Origin of the sequence: Streptomyces ovatisporus (genome assembly GCF_042653885.1) — a bacterium.
GTDB classification, from domain to species: domain Bacteria; phylum Actinomycetota; class Actinomycetes; order Streptomycetales; family Streptomycetaceae; genus Streptomyces; species Streptomyces ovatisporus.
Genome location: NZ_JBHSFH010000014.1, coordinates 102,397 through 125,780, shown reverse-complemented (window position 1 = coordinate 125,780; position 23,384 = coordinate 102,397). Strand labels below are relative to the sequence as shown.

At 71.0% G+C, this 23,384-nt stretch carries 20 protein-coding genes; 13 read left to right on the top strand and 7 right to left on the bottom strand.

The features are described 5' to 3' along the window. Positions 1 to 53 precede the first annotated feature (53 nt). A complete protein-coding gene (locus ACFPA8_RS23955; protein ID WP_386451717.1) occupies positions 54 to 734 on the bottom strand; it encodes a pyridoxamine 5'-phosphate oxidase family protein in 681 nt (226 codons plus the stop codon). A 47-nt stretch (positions 735 to 781) separates the two neighbouring features. Between ACFPA8_RS23955 and ACFPA8_RS23950 the strand changes: the two genes are divergently transcribed. Then, complete coding sequence (locus ACFPA8_RS23950; RefSeq protein WP_386451715.1) at positions 782 to 2,116, top strand: aminotransferase class I/II-fold pyridoxal phosphate-dependent enzyme; 1,335 nt, start codon at positions 782 to 784, stop codon at positions 2,114 to 2,116. Positions 2,117 to 2,258: 142 nt separating this feature from the next. Here ACFPA8_RS23950 and ACFPA8_RS23945 read toward each other — a convergent pair whose 3' ends face one another. From ACFPA8_RS23945 to ACFPA8_RS23935, 3 genes are all read right to left on the bottom strand, one after another. After that, on the bottom strand, positions 2,259 to 2,708 hold the full coding sequence (locus ACFPA8_RS23945; RefSeq protein WP_386451713.1) for a Rieske (2Fe-2S) protein: 450 nt from the start codon (positions 2,706 to 2,708) through the stop codon (positions 2,259 to 2,261). 72 nt (positions 2,709 to 2,780) lie between these two features. Then, entirely contained in the window at positions 2,781 to 4,916 is a 2,136-nt protein-coding gene (locus ACFPA8_RS23940) for a prolyl oligopeptidase family serine peptidase (protein ID WP_386451711.1), read from the bottom strand. A gap of 160 nt (positions 4,917 to 5,076) precedes the next feature. Next, entirely contained in the window at positions 5,077 to 5,808 is a 732-nt protein-coding gene (locus ACFPA8_RS23935; RefSeq protein WP_386451710.1) for a DUF899 domain-containing protein, read from the bottom strand. Between the two features lie 446 nt (positions 5,809 to 6,254). On the opposite strand from ACFPA8_RS23935, the gene ACFPA8_RS23930 reads away from it, so the two are divergent. The 8 genes from ACFPA8_RS23930 (at position 6,255) to ACFPA8_RS23895 (ending at position 12,986) form a co-directional block, all read left to right on the top strand. Beyond that, positions 6,255 to 6,500 (top strand): hypothetical protein, encoded by a 246-nt coding sequence (locus tag ACFPA8_RS23930; RefSeq protein WP_386451709.1) that lies wholly within the window; start codon positions 6,255 to 6,257, stop codon positions 6,498 to 6,500. Between the two features lie 184 nt (positions 6,501 to 6,684). Then, complete coding sequence (locus ACFPA8_RS23925; protein ID WP_386451708.1) at positions 6,685 to 7,518, top strand: HipA family kinase; 834 nt, start codon at positions 6,685 to 6,687, stop codon at positions 7,516 to 7,518. Continuing rightward, on the top strand, positions 7,515 to 7,913 hold the full coding sequence (locus tag ACFPA8_RS23920) for a DUF3037 domain-containing protein (RefSeq protein ID WP_386451706.1): 399 nt from the start codon (positions 7,515 to 7,517) through the stop codon (positions 7,911 to 7,913). The genes ACFPA8_RS23925 and ACFPA8_RS23920 overlap by 4 nt, the downstream gene beginning before the upstream one ends. Before the next feature lie 108 nt (positions 7,914 to 8,021). Then, positions 8,022 to 8,783: a 3-oxoacyl-ACP reductase FabG gene (gene fabG / locus ACFPA8_RS23915; protein ID WP_386451705.1), complete on the top strand. Its 762-nt coding sequence runs from the start codon at positions 8,022 to 8,024 to the stop codon at positions 8,781 to 8,783. Positions 8,784 to 8,800: 17 nt separating this feature from the next. Next, positions 8,801 to 9,571, top strand: coding sequence for an SDR family oxidoreductase (locus ACFPA8_RS23910; RefSeq protein WP_386451703.1), 771 nt, complete (start codon positions 8,801 to 8,803; stop codon positions 9,569 to 9,571). 311 nt (positions 9,572 to 9,882) lie between these two features. Next, entirely contained in the window at positions 9,883 to 11,475 is a 1,593-nt protein-coding gene (locus ACFPA8_RS23905) for an ABC transporter substrate-binding protein (protein WP_386451702.1), read from the top strand. Between the two features lie 140 nt (positions 11,476 to 11,615). Further along, positions 11,616 to 12,302 (top strand): uracil-DNA glycosylase, encoded by a 687-nt coding sequence (gene ung, locus ACFPA8_RS23900; RefSeq protein WP_386451765.1) that lies wholly within the window; start codon positions 11,616 to 11,618, stop codon positions 12,300 to 12,302. A 207-nt stretch (positions 12,303 to 12,509) separates the two neighbouring features. Further along, the gene (locus ACFPA8_RS23895; RefSeq protein ID WP_386451700.1) at positions 12,510 to 12,986 is read left to right on the top strand and encodes a hypothetical protein; all 477 of its coding nucleotides are present in this window, start codon (positions 12,510 to 12,512) and stop codon (positions 12,984 to 12,986) included. Between the two features lie 92 nt (positions 12,987 to 13,078). On the opposite strand, the gene ACFPA8_RS23890 is transcribed toward ACFPA8_RS23895, so the two are convergent. After that, positions 13,079 to 13,714 (bottom strand): TetR/AcrR family transcriptional regulator, encoded by a 636-nt coding sequence (locus ACFPA8_RS23890; protein ID WP_386451698.1) that lies wholly within the window; start codon positions 13,712 to 13,714, stop codon positions 13,079 to 13,081. A gap of 133 nt (positions 13,715 to 13,847) precedes the next feature. On the opposite strand from ACFPA8_RS23890, the gene ACFPA8_RS23885 reads away from it, so the two are divergent. Both ACFPA8_RS23885 and ACFPA8_RS23880 read left to right on the top strand, forming a co-directional pair. Next, complete coding sequence (locus ACFPA8_RS23885) at positions 13,848 to 15,044, top strand: FAD-dependent monooxygenase (RefSeq protein ID WP_386451696.1); 1,197 nt, start codon at positions 13,848 to 13,850, stop codon at positions 15,042 to 15,044. 50 nt (positions 15,045 to 15,094) lie between these two features. Further along, positions 15,095 to 15,988, top strand: coding sequence for a Gfo/Idh/MocA family protein (locus ACFPA8_RS23880; RefSeq protein ID WP_386451695.1), 894 nt, complete (start codon positions 15,095 to 15,097; stop codon positions 15,986 to 15,988). On the opposite strand, the gene lnt is transcribed toward ACFPA8_RS23880, so the two are convergent. Next, on the bottom strand, positions 15,972 to 17,636 hold the full coding sequence (lnt, locus tag ACFPA8_RS23875; protein WP_386451693.1) for an apolipoprotein N-acyltransferase: 1,665 nt from the start codon (positions 17,634 to 17,636) through the stop codon (positions 15,972 to 15,974). The two genes, ACFPA8_RS23880 and lnt, sit on opposite strands and share 17 nt — an antisense overlap. Before the next feature lie 206 nt (positions 17,637 to 17,842). On the opposite strand from lnt, the gene ACFPA8_RS23870 reads away from it, so the two are divergent. Together ACFPA8_RS23870 and ACFPA8_RS23865 are read left to right on the top strand one after the other, a co-directional pair. Beyond that, complete coding sequence (locus ACFPA8_RS23870) at positions 17,843 to 20,227, top strand: GH92 family glycosyl hydrolase (RefSeq protein ID WP_386451692.1); 2,385 nt, start codon at positions 17,843 to 17,845, stop codon at positions 20,225 to 20,227. Between the two features lie 100 nt (positions 20,228 to 20,327). After that, on the top strand, positions 20,328 to 22,073 hold the full coding sequence (locus ACFPA8_RS23865; protein WP_386451690.1) for an IlvD/Edd family dehydratase: 1,746 nt from the start codon (positions 20,328 to 20,330) through the stop codon (positions 22,071 to 22,073). A gap of 50 nt (positions 22,074 to 22,123) precedes the next feature. Here the strand turns inward: ACFPA8_RS23865 and ACFPA8_RS23860 are convergent, their stop codons facing one another. After that, positions 22,124 to 23,383, bottom strand: a complete 1,260-nt coding sequence (locus ACFPA8_RS23860; protein WP_386451688.1) for a hypothetical protein — start codon at positions 23,381 to 23,383, stop codon at positions 22,124 to 22,126. Position 23,384 lies beyond the last annotated feature (1 nt).

Genomic DNA, 23,384 nt, shown 5'->3' with positions numbered 1-23,384 from the left:
CAGGTGCGCGGGTGCGGTCGGTTTCGGGTGCTCACACCAGATACGGCCGGACGTCAGCGACCGGCCAGGTACCCGGGCAGGGGGGTGTCCGGAGCGAGGTCCCCCGAGGGCACCGGTGTGCCGTAGGTGCGGCTGACGGGGAGGACGCCGCTCCAGTGGGGGAGGGAGAGGTCCTCGGGCTCGTCGTGCGGATCGCCCCGGCGCACCTTGGCGGAGACCTCGGACAGATCGAGCCGCAGTACGGCTGTCGCCGCCAGCTCCCTGGCGTCGGCGGGACGGGAGTCGGCAGCGCGGCCCGGGACCACGTTGTCGATCAACGCGTCGAGGGCGGCGGTGAGTTCGTCCTGCTCGGTGACCCTGCGGGCGAGGCCGTGAGCCACGACGGAGCGGTAGTTGACCGAGTGGTGGAAGGCCGACCGCGCCAGCACGAGCCCGTCGACCCGGGTGACCGTCACGCAGACGGGCAGCCCCTCGCCGTCCGCCTCCCGCAGTGGCCGGGAACCGGTGGAGCCGTGCAGATAGACGCACTCGCCCACTCTGACGTACAAGGTGGGAAGCACCACGGGGGCGCCGTCGCGCACGTACCCCATGTGGCACAGGTAGTCCTCGTCGAGGATCGCGTGCACCGACTCGCGGTCGTACTCGGCGCGTTCACGGTTGCGGGTCGGGGTGCTGCGCTCTGTCGGGACGTAGCCGCCGGAGGCGGAGCCGTGATCGGGGACGGTGGCCGGCAAAGCGCTCTCCCTTGCTCGGAGTTTTGTACTAGTGCATACTTGCCTTTGTGCTAGGAGGATATCTGATCGAAGGGCGTCGCGCAGCCGAGATCTCAGCCAGCGTGGAGCGGGGCGTGCGCACCGGAGCGCTCGCCCCGGGACGGCTGCTGCCGCCGGTGAGGGAGCTGGCGGCGGATCTCGGCGTCAACGCGAACACGGTCGCCTCCGCGTACCGCACTCTCCGGGAGCGCGGAGTGATCGAGACGGCCGGACGGCGCGGCAGCAGGGTCCGTGAGCGGCCCGCGGAGAGCACGCCGCGGGAAGCCATCCGCGTCGAAGTCCCCGAAGGCGGGAGGGACATCGCCTCCGGCAACCCCGATCCCCGGCTGCTTCCCCCGCTGCACGCGGCTCTCGCAGCGGCCGCGGAGGCCGCCTCCGGGCGGGGCATGTTCTACGGCGGCCCGGCCGTCGACGCCCGTCTGGCCCGTACGGCCCGGGCGCTGTTCGACGGGGACGGCGTACCGGACGGACCCGTGGCGCTGACTTCGGGCGCTCTCGACGCCATCGGCCGGGCACTGGCCGAACAGCTGAACCCGGGGGACGCCGTCGCCGTCGAGGACCCGGGCTGGGGAAGCCTCCTGGACCTCGTCCCCGCGCTGGGAATGCGTCCCGTACCGGTGGCCGTGGACGACGAGGGCCCCCGTCCCGAGGAAGTGGAGCGTGCACTGGGTGAAGGCGCCCGCGCGCTCGTCGTCACGAGCCGGGCCCAGAACCCGACCGGAGCCGCCGTCAGCGCGGTGCGCGCCCGCGGGCTGCGTGAGGTGCTCGCCGCCCGCCCGGAGACGCTCCTCGTCGAGGACGACCACGGGCACGGCATCGTCGACGCACCGCTCAACCCGGTCGTGGGCACGACGGAGCGCTGGGTACTGGTGCGTTCCACGGCCAAGGCCTACGGGCCGGATCTGAGACTGGCCGTCGTCACCGGCGACGCCCTCACGCTCGACCGCATGCAGCGCCGCCAGCTGCTCGGCCCGGGCTGGGTCTCCCACCTGCTGCAGACGGCGGTGCTGCACCTGTGGGAGACGGAGGCGCTGGACGCCGGGAGCGTCGCCCGTGCGTACGGAGAGCGCAGGGAGGCGCTGGTGGAGGCGCTGGCGGCCCGGGGTGTGGACGCGCACGGACGTACGGGGATGAACGTCTGGGTGCCCGTCCCGGACGAGACCGGGGCAGTGGCCCGGCTCCTCCAGTCCGGCTGGGCGGTCGCGCCGGGGGCGCGGTTCCGGGTCGCATCGGCGCCCGGAGTGCGCCTGACCGTCTCACAGCTGGCCATGGACGACGTCGAAGACCTCGCGGGGGCGGTCGCCCTGGCGCTCCGGCCGGGCGAGGCGAGGCGCTACGACTGAAGGCCGCAGGAAGTGAGCAGAGGGGAGCAGAAAGGGGAGGCGGCCGGCCCCGAACGCGACTGCAGGGCGTAACGCACTCGACAGTGCACCACGCCCTGCAGCGCCCGGCAGGCTCAGGTTCGGCAGAACCGGCAGAACCGGCTCAGGCCAGCTTGATGCTGTCCCCCTCGACGACGACCTTCTTCGGCGCCAGAGGCTTCTTCGCGGGGCCCCCGGTGGGGCTGCCGTCGTTGATGTCGAACTTGCTGTTGTGGCAGGGGCAGACGATGTTCCCGCCGGTGATCTCCTTCACCGCGCAGCCCTGGTGGGTGCACGTCGAGTCGAAGGCCTTGTACTCGTTCGCGCTGGGACGGGTGACGACGACCTTCTGGTCCTTGAAGACCTTGCCGCCGCCCTCGGGGATGTCGGCCGCCTTGCCGAGCTCTCCCGACGCCGCATCGCCACCGCCGCCGTCTCCGCCGCCCTCGCCCGAGTTGCTGTCGCTGCCGGACTCGCCTCCGCCGCTCTCCGAGCTGCAGGCGGCGAGTGAAACGGCCGCTGTGGCGGCACCCGCGGCGGCGAGCACGGACCGGCGGCTGGTCGATGCAGTCATGGGCGAACACATCCTGTTCTGTCGGAGGGCTGCACGCTTGCCTCTGCGTTGCGCATCCTGCCTTCGCGGTTGTCAGAGGCGAAGGGCTTTGTCAAGAAAGACCAATTGAGTGGTCAACAGCCTTGCGCTGGTCACCTCGTCGCTTACGATGTGCGACTGGCCGGGCAGAGGCAGCACGGCGTGCTCGCATCCCGCGGCCTGAAGCGCGGCGGACATCCGCAGAGTGTGTGCGAATGCGACGTTGTCGTCGGCAGTCCCGTGCACCAGCAGCAGTGGCCTGCGCAGCAGTTTCGCTTCGCGCGTCAGGGTGCAGCGGTCGTAGTGCTCGGGGTGCTCGTCGGGGTGCCCGAGAAAGCGTTCCTTCCAGTGCGTGTCGTAGAGCCTCGGATCGATGGCCGGCGCGCCCGCGACGGCGGCGTGGAAGGTCTCCGGACGGCGCAGTACGGCCGCCGCCGCCAGCGACCCGCCGAACGACCATCCGCGGATGCCCACCCGGTCCAGGTCGAGGCACGGATACCGCTCGGCCGCCGCGTGCAGGGCGTCGATCTGGTCCTCCAGCACGGGCGTGAACTGATCGCCCCAGACGGCCTTCTCCCATGCCGGTCCCCGCCCCGGAGTACCCCTGCCGTCGGTGACCAGCACCGCGTACCCCTGTTCGGCGAACCACTGCGACACGCACGCGTTCCACGTCCGCCCCCGCACCACCAGTTGCATTCCGGGCCCGCTGTAGGGGTCGAGCAGCACCGGGAGCGAGGCTGCGTCCGGCGCCTCCGGGTCGTACCAGGACGGCAGGAACAGGGCGCTGCGCAGCTGCCGTTCGCCGAGCGCCATACGGACGGGCCGCGGCCGGAGCGACGGCTCCTCGGCCCGTGAGGCGATCACGGCAGGCGGGGTGTCCATACGGAGAACGCTCACCTGCCGGCCTTCGTCCGTGAGGCTGTCGAGCACGGTGGTACCGCCCCGCGACAGGCCCGTGTGCACGCCGGGCGTGCCGCTGATCCGCACGCGGCCCGACCCGGGGGAGAAGGACCACACGTGCGTCTCCATGGGCTCCTCGGCGGCGCTGAAGAGCACCGTCTCCCCCTCGGTTCCGAGCACTGCCCGTACCTGAAGACCGGGCGGGGTCACCACTTCACCGCCCACCCGGAGCCGCCGGGTGTCCTCGCTCTCGCAGGGCACCACGAGCGCGCCGGACGCCGTACGGCAGTAGGCACCGGGCAGCAGCTCGACCCAGTGATCGTCCAGCTGCTCCGCCAGCACACTGGTCCCGCCGCTCCCGGGATCGACGGCCAGGGTGCGCACCGTGCGCTGGTCGCGGCTCTGCACTGTGACGAGCGGGCCGTGGGCGTCCCAGCCGGCGGCTGCGAGGTACTCGAACCCGGCCCGGTCCCAGCCGACCTGGATCCTGCTCCCGTCGAGGCGCAGCAGCCACGCGGTGACCTCGGCGTTCGCCGTTCCGGCGACCGGGTAGCGCTGCACGCGCGGCGGCCTGTGCGGTTCGGCCGGATCGGCGAGGTAGCGGCGCCGCACCGCACTCGTGTCGACTCTGGCGGCCAGCAGGGCGCTGCCGTCCGGAGCCCACCAGTAGCCGCGCATGCGGTCCATCGACTCCGCCGAGACGTGGTCCGTCAGCCCGTACGTCACCTCGTCCGCCTCGGGCGCCGCGAGCAGGCGGTCTCCGCTGCCGTCCGTGCCGACGACGTGCAGGGCGCCGCCGGTGACGTACGCGATGAACCGTCCGTCCGGAGAGGGGCGGGGATCGGTGACCGGTCCGGCAGCCGGTACGGGGAAGGGCTCCCCCTGCCGCGTACGCACGGCCCACAGCGCCCCGTCGAGAGCCAGGGCGGCCAACTCGGCGCTGTCGTCCACCGCGTAGGCGGTCACGCCCGAGGCCAGGTCACGGGCGCGCTCCCTGCGCGTACGTTCCTCCTCGGTCGGCTCCGAGGGACCCGTCCCCATGGAGCGGGGATGCGCGAGCAGGCGCTCCCGCCCGTCTTCCCACAGCCACAGGGCGCCGAGCGGATCGTCGCCGCCGGTGCGTACGAACAGCGCGCGCTGCCCGTCCGGAGAGAGCGTCACGTCCCGGACGGCACCGAGTGAGAAGCGCCGGGTACGTGCGAACTGCTGGGGGAAGGCGGCGGCGTGGAGCGGTGACGGGGCTCCGTGCGGCACGCTGCTGTCTGCGGGGGGATCGTCAGCTTCAGCCATGCGGGAACAATGACACCGCGCCGCGGCGGGGGCACGCGAGTAAACGGTGGGAGCCCCGCAGCGGACGTGCCCTGGCTGTATTGCCCCGGTGAGGTGGGGGAGGCGGCCGGCGGGTGGCTTGCCTCCCAGCGCGGTCCGCTGTCACCGCGCAGGACACGGCCTAGTGACCAGCGGATCTCGCGGGCTTCGCTGTGGCGTCTTCATCCGTGCCGTAGAGCCGAGCGACGTCGGGAGAGTCGAGCCAGTTGGAATAGGTGGGCGACTTCGGCCAGCCGTCGGGTGAATCCTGCCATTCCTCCTGGCGGCCCCACGGCAGGATGTCGATCAACGCGAAGGTGTAGCTGAGCTGTTCGGTACCGCGGCCGTCGGTGTGCCAAGTGCGGTAGACCTTGTCGCCGTCGCGGAGGAATACGTTCACCGCGAATCCCGCGCCGGGTGGCGCGCCCACGTCGGCGCCGAACGAGCTCTCCGACGACGAGTACCAGTCCATCTTGTTGCCGACCTTGGCCTTGTAGGCCAGCGCTTCTTCGATGGGCCCGTTGGTGACGATGACGAAGCGGGCGTCATAGTTGTCGAGGAAGCCGAGCCGGACGTACTGCGACGTCAGCCCTGTACAGCCGCCGCACTGCCACTCCGCGCCGTCGGACCACATGTGGTTGTAGACGATGAGTTGGGAGCGCCCGTCAAAAACGTCCACCAGCCGGGTGGAGCCGTCCGGACCGATCAGCGTGTAGTCCGGGAGCTCGACCATCGGCAGTCTGCGGCGTTGTGCGGCGATGGCGTCGAGTTCACGGGTGGCAGCCTTCTCCCGCACTCGCAGATCGTCGAGCGCGGCCTGCCAGGTCTGCCGGTCGACCACTGGGGGTAGGGCGCTGGTTGTCTGCTCGGTCACGGTTCCTCCCGGGCTGGATGAATCTCCTCTCAGGTACTGACCGGAGACGACGGCAGAAATCATCGTGCCCAACGGGTGCGGGCCGGCCACGGGAGGCGCGCATGGCCTCCGGAGTGCGAGGCGAAGTGACGCGACGGATTCTGTCGACTCCTGCAGGTGCTGTCCGGCGGATCATGTGACGGTCGGCCCTGGGGTGACGACGAGCACTCTCGCCGGGTGACGGCATTCCGAGCGGCGGCGCCAAGTCCACGGCCGGCCGAGGTCCTTGTCCGCGAGCTGGATCGAGAAGCGCGTGCGGCGGCCGTCGGTGGCCACCCAGCTTCGTCGACCCGTTCTCCGTGGAGCACGCCGAAGACTCGCTGAACCGGGAGGCCGCACCGGCGAGCCTGGACTCCCTCCAGCCGTCTCACCGGTGGCCGGGGAAGCGACCGCTACAGTCGGCAGGCATGGCGATGGAAAACATGCAGAGCGGGCGGTGCTCGATCTGTGAGGGCGGCGAGGTGTACGAGACTGCGGCTGCCGGGAACTTCGGGCTCCGCAAACCGGGCGCGATGGTCAGCCAGGGGACGTCCTTCACGGTCCTGGTCTGCGCCACCTGCGGCTATATGCAGTGGCACGTGTCCATGGACGAGAAGCAGCGCGACTGGCTACGGAAGAAGGCCCGCCGGGTCCAACCGCAGGCACCGCAGTGACGCCGTCGACGGAGGCAGGAAGCACGGGGCGAATCGCCGTCGACGGACTGCTCGGTGAGCGGGGGAACTGGATGCCGGTCGACACTCGCCGGATTCTCCCCAGGGCCATTGACGGGTGATTTTCGCCGTCCTCTCGGGGAGTGTTCGTGGATTTCAAAGTTGAAGAGGGGGGTGGCCTGGGAAAGTGCTGAAAGAGGTCACCGCCACCCGCTATGTCACGCCTCTGCGGGAGGGCGGCTCGCTGCCGGGGATCGTCGAGGCGGACGATCTCGGCACGTACGTCATGAAGTTCACCGGCGCCGGGCAGGGCCCCAGGACGCTCGTGGCGGAGGTCGTCTGCGGCCGGCTCGCCCAGCGTCTCGGGCTGCGCGTACCCGAACTGGTGGGCATTCAGCTCGACCCCGTCATCGGACTCGGCGAGCCCGACGAGGAGGTGCAGGCGCTGCTGAAGGCCAGCGGCGGCCTCAACCTGGGGATGGACTACCTGCCGGGCTCGCTGGGATTCGACCCGCTCGCCTTCGGCGTGACCCCGGCCGAGGCCGGCCGCGTCGTGTGGTTCGACGCACTCGTCGGCAACGTCGACCGGTCCTGGCGCAACCCGAATCTGCTCGTGTGGCACGAGAAGCTGTGGCTCATCGATCATGGGGCGACGATGATCTGGCACCACAACTGGCCGTCCGCCCATGCCGCGGCTGCGAAGCCCTACGACGCCTCCGACCACGTCCTGTCCCCGTTCGCACCCGATGTGGCCGCCGCCGCGGCCGAGTTGGCGCCGCTGGTGACGCGCGGACTCCTCGAGGAGTGCGTCGGGGACGTACCCGGCGAATGGCTCGGCGGGGAGCCCGGCGCGATGGATCTCGGCGCGGTGCGCGCCGCGTACGTGGACGTCCTCCTGGAGCGGGCCCCTTCCGTGCACGACCGCGTCACACTGGGCGAGCCCAGCAGGGACAGTGCCTCGAGGGCGCCCGGCTGGCTGACCGGTGACTGGCCGCACGCGCGGCGGGGCGTGAACCGGTGAGCGCCGAAGAGGGCCCCGGGCGCGACGTGTTCGAGTACGCACTGCTGCGTGTCGTGCCGCGCGTGGAACGCGGGGAGACGATGAACGCAGGTGTCGTCGTGTACTGCCGTGCCAGGTCCCTGGTCCTCGCCCGTACGCACCTGGACGAGGCGCGGCTGCGTGCCCTGGACCCGGACGCCGATGTGGCGGGCGTGCGTGCCGCGCTGCGCGCCGCCGAGTGCGTCTGCGGCGGCGGGGACGCGGCCGGCCAGGCCGCGGCGGACGAACCGGGGCGGCGCTTCCGCTGGCTGGTCGCCCCGCGCAGCACGGTGGTGCAGCCCGGCCCCGTGCACACCGGGCTGACCGCGGACCCCGAGGGGGAGGCGGAGCGGCTGCTGGACCTGCTCGTGCGGTGAATCTCATGTCGCAGGGTCCCGTTGACAGCAGGTGGCGGGACTCATAGCGTCACGACTGCCACAGGTACTAAGCGGTTGCTCACCACTTCAGGGCGAGGAGAGAACAGCATGTCCACCACCGACCAGCGCGTCGCGATCGTCACCGGTGCGGCCCGGGGAATCGGCGCCGCCACCGCGGTCCGGCTCGCAGCCGAGGGCCGCGCCGTCGCCGTGCTCGACCTCGACGAGGCAGCCTGCAAGGAGACCGTCGAGAAGATCACCTCCGCGGGCGGCAAGGCGGTCGCCGTCGGCTGCGACGTCTCCGACTCGGCGCAGGTGGAGTCCGCCGTGGCGCGGGTCGTCGACGAACTCGGGCCGCCGACCGTGCTCGTGAACAACGCCGGCGTGCTCCGCGACAACCTGCTGTTCAAGATGAGCGACTCCGACTGGGACACGGTGATGAACGTCCACCTGCGCGGTGCGTTCCTGATGTCCCGCGCCTGCCAGAAGCACATGGTCGACGCCGGATTCGGGCGCATCGTGAACCTCTCGTCCTCCTCTGCGCTGGGCAACCGCGGACAGGTCAACTACGCCGCGGCCAAGGCCGGAATGCAGGGCTTCACCAAGACCCTCGCCAAGGAGCTGGGCAAGTTCGGCATCACCGCCAACTCCGTCGCCCCCGGCTTCATCGTCACCGACATGACGGCGGCCACCGCGGAACGTGTCGGCATGGGCTTCGAGGAGTTCCAGGCCGCCGCCGCCTCGCAGATCCCCGTACAGCGCGTGGGCCGGCCGGAGGACATCGCGAACGCCATCGCCTTCTTCAGCGGCGAGCATGCCGGGTTCGTCTCCGGTCAGGTCCTGTACGTGGCCGGCGGCCCGCTCAACTGACCGGAAGGCTCGGGAACATGACAGAGCAGAGCACAGCACAGCAGGACAGCGGCGAGGTCGCGATCGTCACCGGCGGCAGCCGGGGCATCGGATACGGAGTCGCGCAGGCGCTGATCGCACGCGGCCACCGCGTGTGCATCACGGGCCGCAACGAGGACGCACTCAAGGAGGCCGTCGAAGGGCTGGGCGCGCGGCGTGCGATGTACGTCGCGGGCAAGGCGCACGACGAGGACCACCGCCGCGTCGCGGTCGAGCGGGTCATGGAGGCGTACGGGCGCGTGGACCACCTGGTCAACAACGCCGGTACGAACCCGGTGTTCGGGCCCATCGCGGAACTCGACCTCGGAGTGGCACGCAAGGTCTTCGAGACCAACGTGGTCTCCGCGCTGGGCTTCGCCCAGGCGACCTGGGCGGCCTGGCAGAGCGAGAACGGCGGCACGATCGTCAACATCGCGTCCATCGCGGGGATGTCCGCGTCGCCGTTCATCGGCGCGTACGGCATGAGCAAAGCCGCAATGATCAATCTCACTCAGCAGCTCGCGCACGAGTTCGCACCGACGGTCCGGGTGAACGCAGTCGCACCGGCGGTGGTGAAGACGAAATTCGCGGCCGCGCTGTACGAAGGGCGCGAGCAGGACGCCGTGGCGCGCTACCCGATGCAGAGGCTGGGCGTCCCCCAGGACATCGGCGGGGCGGCGGCCTTCCTCACGTCTGCCGAATCCGCCTGGATCACCGGTCAGACTCTGGTGGTCGACGGCGGGCTGTCCCTCAACGCGGGTGTGGAGTAAGAATATTCGCTGTGTTCCGCGCTTGGCGCGGAGTGTAATTCGGGTGCCGGTCCGTCGTCGGACCGGCACCCGCTGTCATCAGCGGGTTCGGGGCCGGCAGAGCAATTGACGAATGGTTGACCAGTGCATGTTCTGAGCTCGGGGGCTGAGGTAAGGTCTCTCTCGCCCCTCGGCCAGCGGGTCCGCGTATGGCGTCGGCGTAGCGCTACGGCGACGCGGAGAAACGCAAAGAACGCATTGACCGGCCGACCGGCATTTTCCCTTTTGCAACGCATCAGCAGCAGTGGCCCCGCCGAATGAGGAGCGCGTAGGTGTCCGACCGGAACGGATCTCTGAGGATCGCAGCGACCGTCGTCATATCGACGTCCCTGGTCGCCGGGTGCAGTTCGCTGTCCGGGACCGGCAGCGAGGAGCAGCGCCGTGAGATCGTCACGGGAACCACCAGCGCGCCCAGCACCCTGGACCCGGCTGCGGCGTGGGACGGCTCCTGGGAGCTGTACAAGAACACCTTCCAGACGCTGCTCTCCTTCCCCAGCAGCAGCTCCTCGCCGGAGCCCGACGCCGCCGAGCGCTGCCGTTTCACCGACAACGCGAGCCGTGTCTACCGCTGCACGCTGAAGGACGGCCTGAAGTTCTCCAACGGGAATCGCCTCGACGCGGAGGCCGTGAAGCATTCCGTCGACCGCGTCAGGGCGATCAAGTCGAAGTCCGGTCCGCTCGGTCTGCTGGGCAGCCTCGACCGCGTCGAGACCCTCGGCAAGAGCACCGTCGTCTTCCACCTGAAGAAGCCGGACGCCACCTTCCCGTTCATCCTCGCGACTCCGGCGACCGCGATCGTCGATCCCGAAACCTATCCCGCGAAGAAGCTGCACAAGGGCAGCAAGCTCGTGGGTTCCGGCCCCTACTCCCTCAAGTCGTACTCCAAGGGCAAGAGCGCCGAGCTGGAGAAGTACAACGATTACCGCGGGCCGGCGAAGGTCAAGAACGACGTCGTCACAGTCAATTACTACAAGGAGTCTTCCCAGATGGTGAAGGCTCTCAAGAGCAAGAAGATCGATGTGGCCTACCGAGGTCTGACGCCTGATCAGGTCACCGGCTTCCAGAAGGACAAGGCGAACGGCAAGACCGACATCGAGCTGAACGAGATCCTCGGTTCCGAGATCAGCTATCTCGTCTTCAATCCCGAGGACCCCACGGCGGGCAAGGCTCCCGTCCGGAAGGCGATCGCCGAACTGATCGACCGCAAGGCGCTCGTCCGCAACGTCTACAAGCGCACCGCCGACCCGCTGTACTCCATGGTCCCGGGCGGCATCACCGGCCACACGAGCGCCTTCTACGACGCGTACGGGGAGCCCAGCAGGAGCGAGGCGGAGAAGACGCTCAGGGAAGCCGGGATCAACAAGAAGGTGCGGCTGACCCTCTGGTACACGACGGACCGTTACGGCTCCACGACCGGGGACACCTTCGCCGAGATCAAGCGGCAGCTGAACAAGTCGGGCCTCTTCGACATCACCGTCAAGGGCCGTCCGTGGTCCGAGTTCGTCGAGGGGTACAGCAAGGGCAAGTACCCGGCCTTCGGCCGCGGTTGGTTCCCCGACTTCCCCGACGCCGACAACTACGTCGCGCCCTTCGTCGGCGAGAACAACGCCCTCGGCACGCCGTACGAGAACCGGGAGATCACGGAAGAGCTGCTGCCCACGTCGCGCAAGGAGAGCAACCGCGCGACCGCCAGCCGTGCGTTCACCAGTGCACAGAAGATCATCGCCAAGGACGCGCGTCTCCTGCCCCTGTGGCAGGGCCGGGTCTACGTCGCCTCGGTCAAGGACGTCTCGGGCGTCGAGTGGGTGCTCGACCCGTCCACCCTGCCGCGTCTGTGGGAGCTGCAGAAGAAGTCCAGCTGGTAGACGGCGAGCCGGCCGGGCCCCCGAAGCACGGGGCCCGGCCGGGGCCCTCCGCGGGCCAGGGCACGCCGCTGTCAGCGGCCGCCGGTACGTTCTTCCGCAACAGCTACGAACGCACCGCGGAGGTAAGTGAGTTGAGCGACATGCTGGGCACGCTGCCCGAGTCCTGGCAGCAGGTCCTGGGCGAGGAGACCGGAAAGCCCTACTTCAAGGAGCTCGCCGAGTTCGTCGAGCAGGAGCGGGAGCGGGTCCGGGTCTTCCCTCCGCGCGACGAGGTGTTCGCCGCGCTGCACGCCACGCCGTACGACCAGGTGAAGGTGCTCGTCCTGGGCCAGGACCCGTACCACGGCCACGGGCAGGGGCACGGCCTGTGCTTCTCGGTGCGGCCCGGTGTCCCGACCCCGCCCTCGCTGCGCAACATCTACAAGGAGATGCGCGAGGACCTCGGGCACCCCGTGCCCGACAACGGCTACCTGATGCCCTGGGCCGAGCAGGGGGTGCTGCTGCTGAACGCGGTGCTGACGGTCAGGGAAGGGGAGGCCAACTCCCACAAGGGCAAGGGCTGGGAGACCTTCACCGACGCGGTGATCCGCGCCGTGGCCGACCGTACGGACCCGGCCGTCTTCGTGCTGTGGGGCAACTACGCGAAGAAGAAGCTGCCGCTGATCGACACGGGCAAGCACACGGTCGTGCAGGGCGCGCACCCCTCACCGCTCTCGGCGAAGAAGTTCTTCGGCTCCCGCCCCTTCAGCCAGATCGACGCGGCCGTCGCGGCACAGGGGCACGCCGCGATCGACTGGCGCATCCCGGACCTCGGCCCGCGAGGCTGAACCTCACCGCGGACCGGCGCGCGTCCCGCCCGTGACTGGCTCCCGCCCGTGTCCGGATCCCGCGTCCGGGTGCGGGCGGGTGCGCTGTGCGTGCGGGCGGGTGGGCGCTGCGAGCGCCTGAGCCCGATTGTCAGTACCGGCCGCTAGCGTCTCGGGACAGACACAGGACGGCAGGAGCCTGGCGCGCTGGTGAGCAGGAGGAATCCCGTGGCGGAGCCGCAGCAGGAGACGTCTCCGGACGCCATCATGGTCCGGATCGGTCAAGCGATCATGCTTCACCGGGCGGGGGACCGGGAGGAGGCCCGCAACCGTTTCGCGCTGCTGTGGTCGCAGACGACGGGTGAGGACGACCTCTTCCAACGGTGCACCATCGCGCACTACATGGCCGACACCCAGGACGACCCGAGCGAGGAACTCGAGTGGGACCGCAGGGCGCTGGCGGCGGCGGACGCCCTGACGGAGGACGAGGTGCAGTGGGGAGAGCACTCCCTGGCAGTCCGCTGCCTGTACCCCTCGCTGTACCTCAACCTGGCGGCCGATCACGTCAGGCTCGGTGAAGTCGCGGCCGCCCGCCGCGAGTTGCGGCGCGCTCAGGACGTACTGAGCACGCTGGCCGACGACGAGTACGGCGCGGGTGTCAGGGCCGCGGCCCAGCGACTGGAGCGGACGCTGACAGCGGGCTGAGGGACGGTCAGGCCGGTGCGGTTCCGCCTCGGAACTCTCGCCGTCCGCCGCAGCCCGGTGCGCCGTGCTCGCGCCGGACTCCCGCGGCCCGTTCAGGAGGGCCGCTCTCCCGTCGCTTCCGGACGGGCGGGGGCCCGGCCGAGCATCCCCTCCAGCAACTCCAGCAGTCCGCGGCGCAGTTCGTCCCTCCCGGGGGCGTGCGCGGAGTAGGAGCCGGCGGTGCAGGAGAAGAGCATGCCGTCGCACCACGCGACCAGCGAGAGCGTGTGCCTCCCGGGGTCGGACGAGCCGGCCCGCCGCAGCATCGCCTCCAGCGGTTCGCGGAAGGCGGCGGTGCCCGTGCGTACGTACATCTCCCGCAGCTCCGGCCTGCGGGTGATCTCCAGCGCCAGCTCGTAGCGGGCGATGAGCAGTTCGGGGTCCCCGGTGAGGTAGCGGTACAGGGCGAGGGAGAGTCCGTCTGCCAGTTCACCGGGCCCCTCCCCGCGGGGCAGCTCGTCCATGGAGACCACCTGCGACTCCCGGACGGCGAGCCGCCGCACCGCTGCCTCCAGCAGGGCCGCGCGCGTACGGGCGTGGTTCGACGTCGACCCCTGCGGCAGTCCGGCTGCCTCGTCCACGGCGCGGTGCGTGAGCCCACGCAGCCCGCGTCGGGCGAGCAGGTCGATCGCCGTGTCGGCGATCAACTCGGAGCGTGCCGCCGGTCGTGAAGGAGGGGAGCTGCGCATGGCAGCAATGTACGCGGGGGAGAGGGCCGCGCAAGGAAGAGAACTACACCTGTAGTAGACTACGGCTGTAGTCGAGCCGGCACGGTCCCGCATCGCCTCGGGGGCCGTGGCCCCGCCTGTGAGGAGCCCCGCCGTGTCCCAGCCCAGTGCACTCGTCATCGGCGCCGGCGTCGGCGGGCTCACCGCCGCCCTCGCCCTCCACCAGCGCGGCCTCCGCGTCACGGTGCTCGAACGGGCCTCGAGCGTCGAGGCGGTGGGCGCGGGCCTCGGCCTGACGCCCAACTCCCTCCGCGCGCTGGACACTCTGGGCCTCGGCGACACCCTCCGCGCCAAGCGCACCTGGACACGCGAAGGGGGCCTGCGCACGCCCTCGGGGCGCTGGCTCTCCCGTACCGACCCGGAAGCGGCGGCCGAACGGTTCGGCGGTCCGCTCGTCCCGGTGCACCGGGCCACGCTCATCTCGCTGCTGCTCTCGCGGCTGCCGGAGGGGACGGTGATCACCGGCACTCCGGCCGGGATCGCCGACCCGGGCGACCGCGACCGCCCGGCGCTCGTCCGCAGCGGTGAGCAGCGGTGGGAAGCAGACGTGGTGGTCGCAGCCGACGGCATCCACTCCCCGGCACGGGGCGTGCTCTTCCCCGGCAGCCCGGCGCCCCGCTACGCCGGCTTCACCGCATGGCGCATGGTCGTCCCCGCCCTGGGAACCGGCCACCCGCCTCACGAGACGTGGGGACGCGGCACGCTGTGGGGAACCCAGCCGCTCGCCGACGGGCGCATCTACGCCTACGCCGCGGCGACCGTGCCCGCGGGCGAGCAGGCCCCCGACGGCGAACTGGCCGAGCTCAGGCGGCTGTTCGGCAACTGGCACGAACCGGTGCCCGCGATCCTCCAGGCCGTCACCCCCGGACAGATCCTGCGCAACGACGTCTACCGGGCCGCCGCGACGCTCCCCGCCCACCACCGCGGGCGAGTGGCCCTGCTCGGGGACGCGGCGCACGCCATGCCGCCGAACCTCGGCCAGGGCGGCAACCAGGCCATCGAGGACGGCGTCGTGCTCGCCCACCACGTCGCCGGACACTCCGGAAGCCGCGTCACCGAGGCGCTCGCGGGCTACACCGCCGACCGCCTGCCCCGCACCACCGAGGTCGTACGGCGCTCTGTCCGTGTCAGCCGTCTCGTCACCGTCACGTCCCTGCCGGGGTGCGTTCTTCGCGACACCGCGATGACCGTCGTCAACAGGCTCGCACCCCACCTCGCCCTGCGCGCCCTGGACGGCATCGCCGACTGGAGCCCGCCCGGCCACACCGATGCGTCCCGCGTCACCGCGTGACTGCGTGACAGTACGGTGGCACCGTCCCCACCGAAGTGAGGAGCCCCACCGTGAAGATCGGCGTGATCGGTCTCGGCGACATCGCGCAGAAGGCGTACCTGCCCCTTCTCGCCTCCCAACCGGGCCTGGAACCGCATCTGGTCACCCGCACGACCGCCACCCTCGAACGTCTCGGTGCGGCCCACCGCATCCCCGCCGAACACCGCCACACCGAGGTGGAGGATCTGCTCGCGGCCCGGCCCGACGCCGCCTTCGTGCACGCCGCCACCGCAGCGCACCCCGGGATCGTCACGCGGCTGCTGGAGGCCGGGGTCGCCACCTATGTCGACAAGCCGCTCGCGTACCGGCTCGAGGACGCGGAACGCCTCGTCGGCCTCGCGGAGGACCGCGGCGTCAGCCTCGCCGTCGGATTCAACCGCCGCTACGCGCCCGCCTACACCCAGTGCCTCGAACACCCGCGTGACCTGATCCTGCTGCAGAAGCACCGTCTGGGACTGCCGGAAGAGCCGCGCCGCATGGTCTACGACGACTTCATCCACGTCGTCGACACGCTGCGCTTCCTCGTGCCGGGCACCGTCGACCACATCGACGTGCGGACGCGGGTACGGGGCGGGCTGATGCACCACGTGGTGCTGCAACTGTCCGGCGACGGCTTCACCGCCGTCGGAGTCATGAACCGGCTGTCCGGATCTGCCGAGGAGATCCTCGAGGTCTCCGGTCAGGAGACCAAGCGCGAGGTGCGCAACATCGCCGAAGTCGTCGACCACAAGGGGCAGCCCAGCCTGCGGCGCCGGGGGGACTGGGTGCCTGTGGCGCGGCAGCGCGGCGTCGAGCAGATCGTGCTGCGCTTCCTGGACGCCGTACGCGAAGGGGAGGTGCTGTCCGCGCAAGACGCCCTGCGGACACACGAGTTGTGCGAACGAGTGGTCAAGACCGCTCTGTGAGCGGGCCGTCGGCGCGCCCCCGGGGGCTCCGCCGCCGGCCGCGCATCGACCGGAGGCCCTCGGCACCGGCGAAGAGGACCAGCCCGGCCCCGGCCGCGTACACCGCCCAGTCGCCCAGGCGCACGTAAAGGGTCTCGCCCGTGGCCAGCGGAACGTCGTAGATCTCCGCGGTGCTGCGTTCCGTGCCCAGCCACTCGCCGACGGGCTCGCCGCGCGGACCGTTCACCGCGGTGCGGCCCGTGAGAGTGGCGTGCACCATCGGACGTCCCGCCTCCGCCGCTCTGAGCGCGGCGAGGGAAGCGTGCTGGGCCGGGGCCCAACTGTGCTGGAACGTCGAGGTGGAGGACTGTGCGATGAGCAACTGGGCATCCTGGCCGACCAGTTGACGGCTCATGTCCGGGAAGGCGGTCTCGAAGCAGACGAGCGGCCCGAACTTCACCCCCGCCGCCTCCATCACCACCGGACCGTCCCCGCGCAGCCGGTCCTCGTCGGCGGCGCGGCCCACCGAGGTCGCCCAGCCCAGCAGCGAACGGGCGGGGACGTACTCGCCGAAGGGCACGAGACGCGTCTTGTCGTACCGCTCGCCGACGGGTCCGTCCGGCCCCATCAGGACCGAGCTCTTGAAGATGCCCGGACGGTCGGAGCGCCGGGCGTCCACGTTGACGAGGATCTTCGCGCCGACCTCCGAGGAGAGGGCGGCCAGTTGATCGCGTACCTTCCGGTGCGCGCTCAGGTCGTAGCTGACGCTGCTCTCCCCCCACACCACGAGGTCGGCGTCCCGGCCGGCGAGCCGGCGCGTCAACTCCGCGCTGCGCTCCAGCCGTGCACGCTGGCCGACGACGACACCGGGCTGCACGACCGCGATGCGCAGTTCGCCGTCGGGACGCGGCACCGGAGCCCAGGCCCATGCTGCGGCGACGGCGCCGGCGGTCACCGCGAGCGCCGCCAGGGCGCCCACGGCCGCCGGAGCCACCGCGCCGCCTCCCGGAGCCGGGCCGGACGTCTCCGCGGCCGGAACCTCCGCCGTGCGTACGCCGGTTGATCTGCGACCGGGTCCCGGGACGCCGCGGCCGGCGGTCATGGCCACGAGCGCGGCCAGCGCGGTGTTGACGGCCACCAGGACGAAGGTGACCAGCCACACGCCACCCACGGACGCGAGCCGCAGCATCGGTGCCACCTGCCACTGGCTCGCACCGAGCAGCCCCCAGGGTCCCCCCAAGTACTCCCAGGAGCGGACCAGTTCGATCATCAGCCATCCGCTGGGCACCAGGCCGACCGCAGCCGCGAGCCGCCCGGGTCCCGGACGTCCGTGCAGCAGCCGCCGTACCAGCCACCCCCAGGGCGCCCAGAACAGGGCCAGCAGAGCGGCCAGGAGGAGAAAGAAGACGTGCAGGCTCGGCAGCAGCCAGTGGTGCACCGCCAGCATGAAGCCCACGCCGCCGAGCCAGCCGCTCACCGCCGCCTGACGTCCGGAGGCGGCCGAACGGACCAGCAGCACCCACGGCACCAGCGCCACCCAGGCCAGCCACCACAGCGCGGGTGCGGGGAAGGCGAGCGCGGGCAACGCCCCCGCCACGACGGTGAGCACGGCGCGCACCCCCCGGGATTCGGGTGCCGCAAGCCGCCCCGGTACTCGCCCTGCGGCCATCCGCAGCCTCCGTTTCCCGTCACCGCTTCTCTCGCTCCTTCACAGGAGCGCCGACTGTGCGGAGGGTTTCCCCGGTGGTCGGGTGCGCATGCACCGCGGCAATCGTACGGACATGTTGTGACCTGGGGCATAGACAGGTGCAGGTCCCGTGGCGAACCCTGGCCGCCCGACAACGATGTCCCGGCCTCGGAGGCCCTGTGGTACGAGTGAAACGCATCCGGACCCTGCTGGGTCTGGCCGGTGCCGCCCTGTGCGCGGGACTGGTGGGCGTGTCACCGCACACCGCTCCGTGCAGCGTAGGGGCGGGTTCGGACGGAAAGCCCGCCACGGACCCTGTGAGCCTCGTCAATCCCTTCATCGGCACCCGGAACGAGGGGAACACCTTCCCCGGTGCCGCCGTCCCCTTCGGCAAGGTGCAGCTCTCGCCGGACACCGGCTCCAGCACCGGCTACGACTGGGACCACGACCGCATCCGGGGCTTCTCCTCGGTCCACCTCTCCGGCGTGGGCTGCAAGCTGGGCGGCGACCTGCCCGTGATGCCGACGACCGGCGACGTCACCACCACCGACAACGCGGAGTACGCCTCCTCCTTCCGGCACGGGAAGGAGAGCGCCTCACCCGGCTCGTACGAGGTGACGCTCGACGACTACGGCGGTACGAAGGCCGAGCTGACGGCCGCCCGGCACACCGGCCACCAGCGCTACACCTTCCCGGAGACCGGCAAGGCCAACGTGATGCTCAACTCCGGGCAGGCCCTGCACGAGGTCTCCGACAGCTCGGTGCGCGTACTGGACGAGCGGACGGTCGCCACCGCCGTGACCGGCAGCGGCTTCTGCCAGGGAACCGAGCCGTACACCGTGTGGGCGGTGACCCGCTTCGACCGTCCCTTCGACTCCTACGGGACGTGGGACGGGGAGAAGGTCACCGAGGGGAGCCGGTCCTCGCAGGGGAGCGGGCGGCGCGGTGCCTACGCGCGCTTCGACACCAGGGACGGCGACCGGGACGTCGAAGCGGTGACCGCTCTGTCGTACGTCGACGCCGAGGGCGCGGCCCGCAACCTCGCCGCGGAAGGCGGCCGTTCCTTCGACGAGACGCGCCGGAAGGCCCGGTCCGACTGGCGGGAGCGCCTCGGCCGGGTGAAGGTCACGGGAGGCAGTCCGGAGAGGCGCCGCGTCTTCTACTCCTCCCTCTACCGGTCGCTGCTCCACCCCAACATCGGTGAGGACGCCGACCGCCGCTACCGCGGATGGGATCAGAGGATCCACCGCTCGAAAGGGCACACCTACTACCAGAACTGGTCACTCTGGGACACCTTCCGCACGCAGGCACAGCTGCTCACCCTTGTCGCACCGCGCGAGTCCCGCGACATGGCGCTCTCCGTGCTCGACGTGGAGGACCAGGGCGGCTGGCTGCCCAGATGGGGCTACGGCACCACGGAGACGAACATCATGACGGGGGACCCCGTCACCCCCTTCCTGGCCAACGCCTACCAGCAGGGACTGCTGAAGGGGGAGGAAGAGGAGAGGGCCTACCGCGCGCTGAAGAAGAACGCCGACGAGGTGCCGCCGGACGATTCTCCTCATCTCGGCCGGATGGCCAACAAGGAGTACATCAAGGACGGTTACATACCTCATATACCGGACAAGCCGCGGCGCAAGCCCGGCAGCCCCGACTGGCGCCACAGCGCCTCGGCCACCCTCGAATACGCCGCGGCCGACGCGTCCCTCGCCGCCATGGCGCGCGACCTCGGCCACGACGAGGACGCCGAGCGGTACGCCGAGCGCTCCCGCAACTACCGGAGAACCTTCGACCCGGACACGGGCTTCCCCCGGGCCCGCACTCCCGAGGGGGACTTCACGGGGCCCAGCGACCCCGCCCGCAGCAAGGGGTTCCAGGAGGGCACGTCGTGGCAGTACCAGTGGTCGGTGCCGCACGACATACCCGGCCTGATGTCGCTGATGGGAGGACGGGAGGCCACGGAGAAGCGTCTGGACTCCTTCTTCGCCCACGAGGACCTGGCCGGGGACCCGGAGGGTACGGCCCGCGGTACGTGGGTGCACGGCCCGTACGACTACTACGACTCGGACAAGTACAACCCGCACAACGAGCACGACCTCATCGCCCCGTACACCTACCTCTCCACGGGCTCGCCGTGGAAGACCACGGACGTCGTCGACGCGGCGCTCTGCCTCTTCGACGACACCCCCGGCGGCGTCACCGGCAACGACGACCTGGGCACCATGTCGTCGTGGATGGTGCTCTCCTCCATGGGCGTCTTCCCGGTCTCGCCGGGCACGGACACCTGGGGCCTGAACACGCCCGCCTTCGACCGTGTCGAACTGACCCTGGACCGCCGGTGGTACCCGGAGGGCGGCTTCACCGTCAGCGCGGACGGCATGGAGGACGGCAGCCGCTACGTACGCTCCGCCTCGCTCGGCGTCTCGGACAGTTCCCGTACGTGGATCAGCACGGACGACATACGGCGCGGACGCGACCTGCACTTCGAGCTGGCCGGCGAGCCGTCGGACTGGGGGACGGACGAGGACGACGCCCCGCCCTCGCTGCACAGACAGACGCAGCAGGACCGTTGACCGGGCGGCGGCGCGCCCAGCAAGATCGCTTCCCGGGTCACGTCAGGTCAGGAGGGGACAGGTCGGGCCGCCAAGCAGCGAGACCGTACAGGGAGTGAGCATGAGCAACCACGAGGCCACCGGCCGGCGCAGTGCCGCATGGTTCGCAGCAGAGGGACGCAACGGCTTCATCCACCGGTCCTGGATGCGCAACCAGGGGTTCGGCCCGGAAGTCTTCGACGGGCGGCCGGTCATCGGCATCGGCAACAGCTGGTCCGAACTCACTCCGTGCAACGCGCACTTGAGGGACGTCGCCGAAGCCGTCAAGCGGGGGGTGTGGGAGGCGGGGGGCCTGCCGCTGGAGTTCCCCGTCATGTCGCTGGGCGAGACGCTGATGCGTCCCACCACGATGCTCTTCCGCAACCTGATGGCCATGGAGGTGGAGGAGACCCTGCGGGCCAACCCCCTCGACGGCGTCGTACTGCTCTCCGGCTGCGACAAGACCACGCCGGCCATGCTCATGGGCGCCGCCAGCGTCGACATCCCCGCGCTGATGGTCACCGGCGGCCCGATGCTCAACGGCAAGTTCCGTGGACGCGACATCGGTTCGGGCACAGCGGTGTGGAAGCTCAGCGAGGAGATGCGGGCGGGGAAGCTGACCGCCGCGGACCTGCGCGAAGCCGAAGGCTGCATGTCCCGGAGCCGGGGCCACTGCATGACGATGGGCACCGCCTCGACCATGGCCTGCATCGCGGAGGGACTGGGCATGCAGATGTCGGGCGGTGCGGCCATCCCCGCTGTCGACGCGCGGCGTTACGCGCTGGCACAGGCGTCCGGCAGGCAGGCCGTACAGCTCGTGGAGCAGGACCTGCGGCCCTCCCGTGTCCTCACCCGCGAGGCCTTCGAGAACGCGATCCGCGTCAACGCCGCTCTCGGCGGCTCCACCAACGCGGTCGTGCATCTGCTGGCGCTGGCCGGACGGGTGGACGTGCCGCTGCAGCTGGCCGACTTCGACCGGCTGACGGCCGAGGTGCCGGTGCTGGCCGACATGATGCCCTCCGGCCGCTTCCTCATGGAGGACTTCTACTACGCGGGCGGTCTTCCCGTCGTCATGCGCGAACTGGGCGAACTCATCCACGGCGAGGCGATCACCGTCACGGGGCGGTCCATCGGCGCGGAGATCGCGGACGCGGAGTGCTACAACCGCGAGGTCATCGGGACGATGTCCGAACCCTTCATGCCGCCCGGAGCAGGAACCGCCGTACTGCACGGCACGCTCTGCCCCGACGGAGCCGTCATCAAGGTCTCGGCAGCGGACGAGAACCTGCTGCGGCACCGCGGGAAAGCACTCGTCTTCGACCGCATCGAGGACTACAACGCGGTCGTGGACGACCCGGGTCTGCCCGTCGACCCCTCCACCGTCATCGTCGTGCGCAACGCCGGGCCCAAGGGGTACCCGGGCTTCCCCGAGGTGGGCAACGTACCTGTGCCGAAGTCCCTGCTGGAGGCGGGAGTCGAGGACGTCGTGCGCATCAGCGACGCCCGCATGAGCGGCACCGGGTACGGCACGTGCGTGCTGCACGTCGCGCCCGAGTCGGCGGTCGGCGGACCGCTGGCGCTCGTACGCACCGGGGACGTCATCGAACTGGACGTGCCCGCGCGGCGGCTCGACCTCTGTGTGGACGAAGGCGAACTCGCGGCACGCGCCGAGGAGTTGCGAGCCGCCGGGGACAGCGCCGGTACCGAGGGCCGCCGGCGGGGCTGGGAGAAGCTCTACACGGAACACGTCATGCAGGCCGACCGCGGGGCGGACCTGGACTTCCTGACGGGCGGCAGCGGCGACCAGGTGCCGCGGCACTCGCACTGAACCGCGGCCGCCGTGTCCGCTTACCGTGCCCCTCACCCGTCGGCCGGGCACTACCGCCCGTCACCCAGGGAGGTCAGCCGGTTCCGTACGTCGCGCAGCGCTCCCGGCCTGCGCCCCGGTGCACGCTCCCTCAGCTGCGCCAGCTGGAGACCGAGCTGGCGGGCCTGCCCGGGGTCGCCGACCTGGTGCCAGCAGTGGTGCGCACGGTCGACCGCGCCGAAGACGTCCTCGGCGTCGGGGTCCTGGCCGCTCTGCAGCCGGACGGAGGCGGCCTGCAGCCACAGCGTGCAGGCGCGGGACGCGTCGCCTGCCTGGTGGGCGAGGTCGGCACGTACTTCGACCCAGTGGATCGCCTTCGGCGAATGGGGCCCGCCCTCGCGAAGGGCGGCGGTCTCCCACGCCGCCGCGATCGTCGCCGCCTCCCGGTGCCGCCCCTCCCGGACCGCCTGGTAGACGGCGCCGTGCGGGTCCGCGGGCCTCGTGGGGGCCTGCACCGGAGGTGCGGCGGGTGCGGCGGGCACGGACGGGGCGGATACGGGTTCGACGGGCGCCGAGGCGGCGGGCACCGATGTGGTGTGCACGGCAGCGACCGGCACCGGAGCCGGGGGAGAGACGTGACGGGAGGGCCGCTGGACCGGCAGCCCGCCGCCGAGCAACACCCGGGTGAGCCCCGTGAGTTGCCCGCTCTGCACGACGTGCTGATGCAGCGTCTCCAGAGGCGGACGGGCCGTGCTCCCGCGCAGGATCGCCGCGAGCGCACGGCTGTACTCCGGCGCGGCCGTCCGCCGTTTGGCCGGCGGCGGGGTCAACGTCCCGTAGAGAGCAAGGCCGTTGCCCAGGTGATGGTGTGCGCCGCGCTGCCACATTGCGTCGTCGGAGACGAGATCCGCCACGACGGTGGTGAGCCCGGGGGCGCGGTGGGCGAATTCGGCAGCCAGCCAGTGCCAGGGCAGACCTGTGTAACGCACCGACCGCGGCGTCGACTTGGTCAATGCCAGATGCGGCAGCTTCTGACGGGAGTCGAGCATGAGCTGCCCGGCGAGGTAGACCAGCAGCGGGCCGTCATGGGCCGCTGCCGTACGCAGGTGCGAGAGAACGGTGTGCGGGTCTCCGGGGTCGGCGAGCTGGACGACGCTGCCCGTCGCCGTGCCGAGCAGTACGGCGGGCGGTGTCGCCGCCAGCGCGGGAAGCGCCTCGGTCGCGTCGATCGCGGGATACCTGCCCGGCGGGGTGGCGGCCACGAGCAACCCGTAGCCGCGTTCCGCCACTCGGTCCTGCCCGCTGTGCCCGTTCGACGCCCCGTTCCGCATG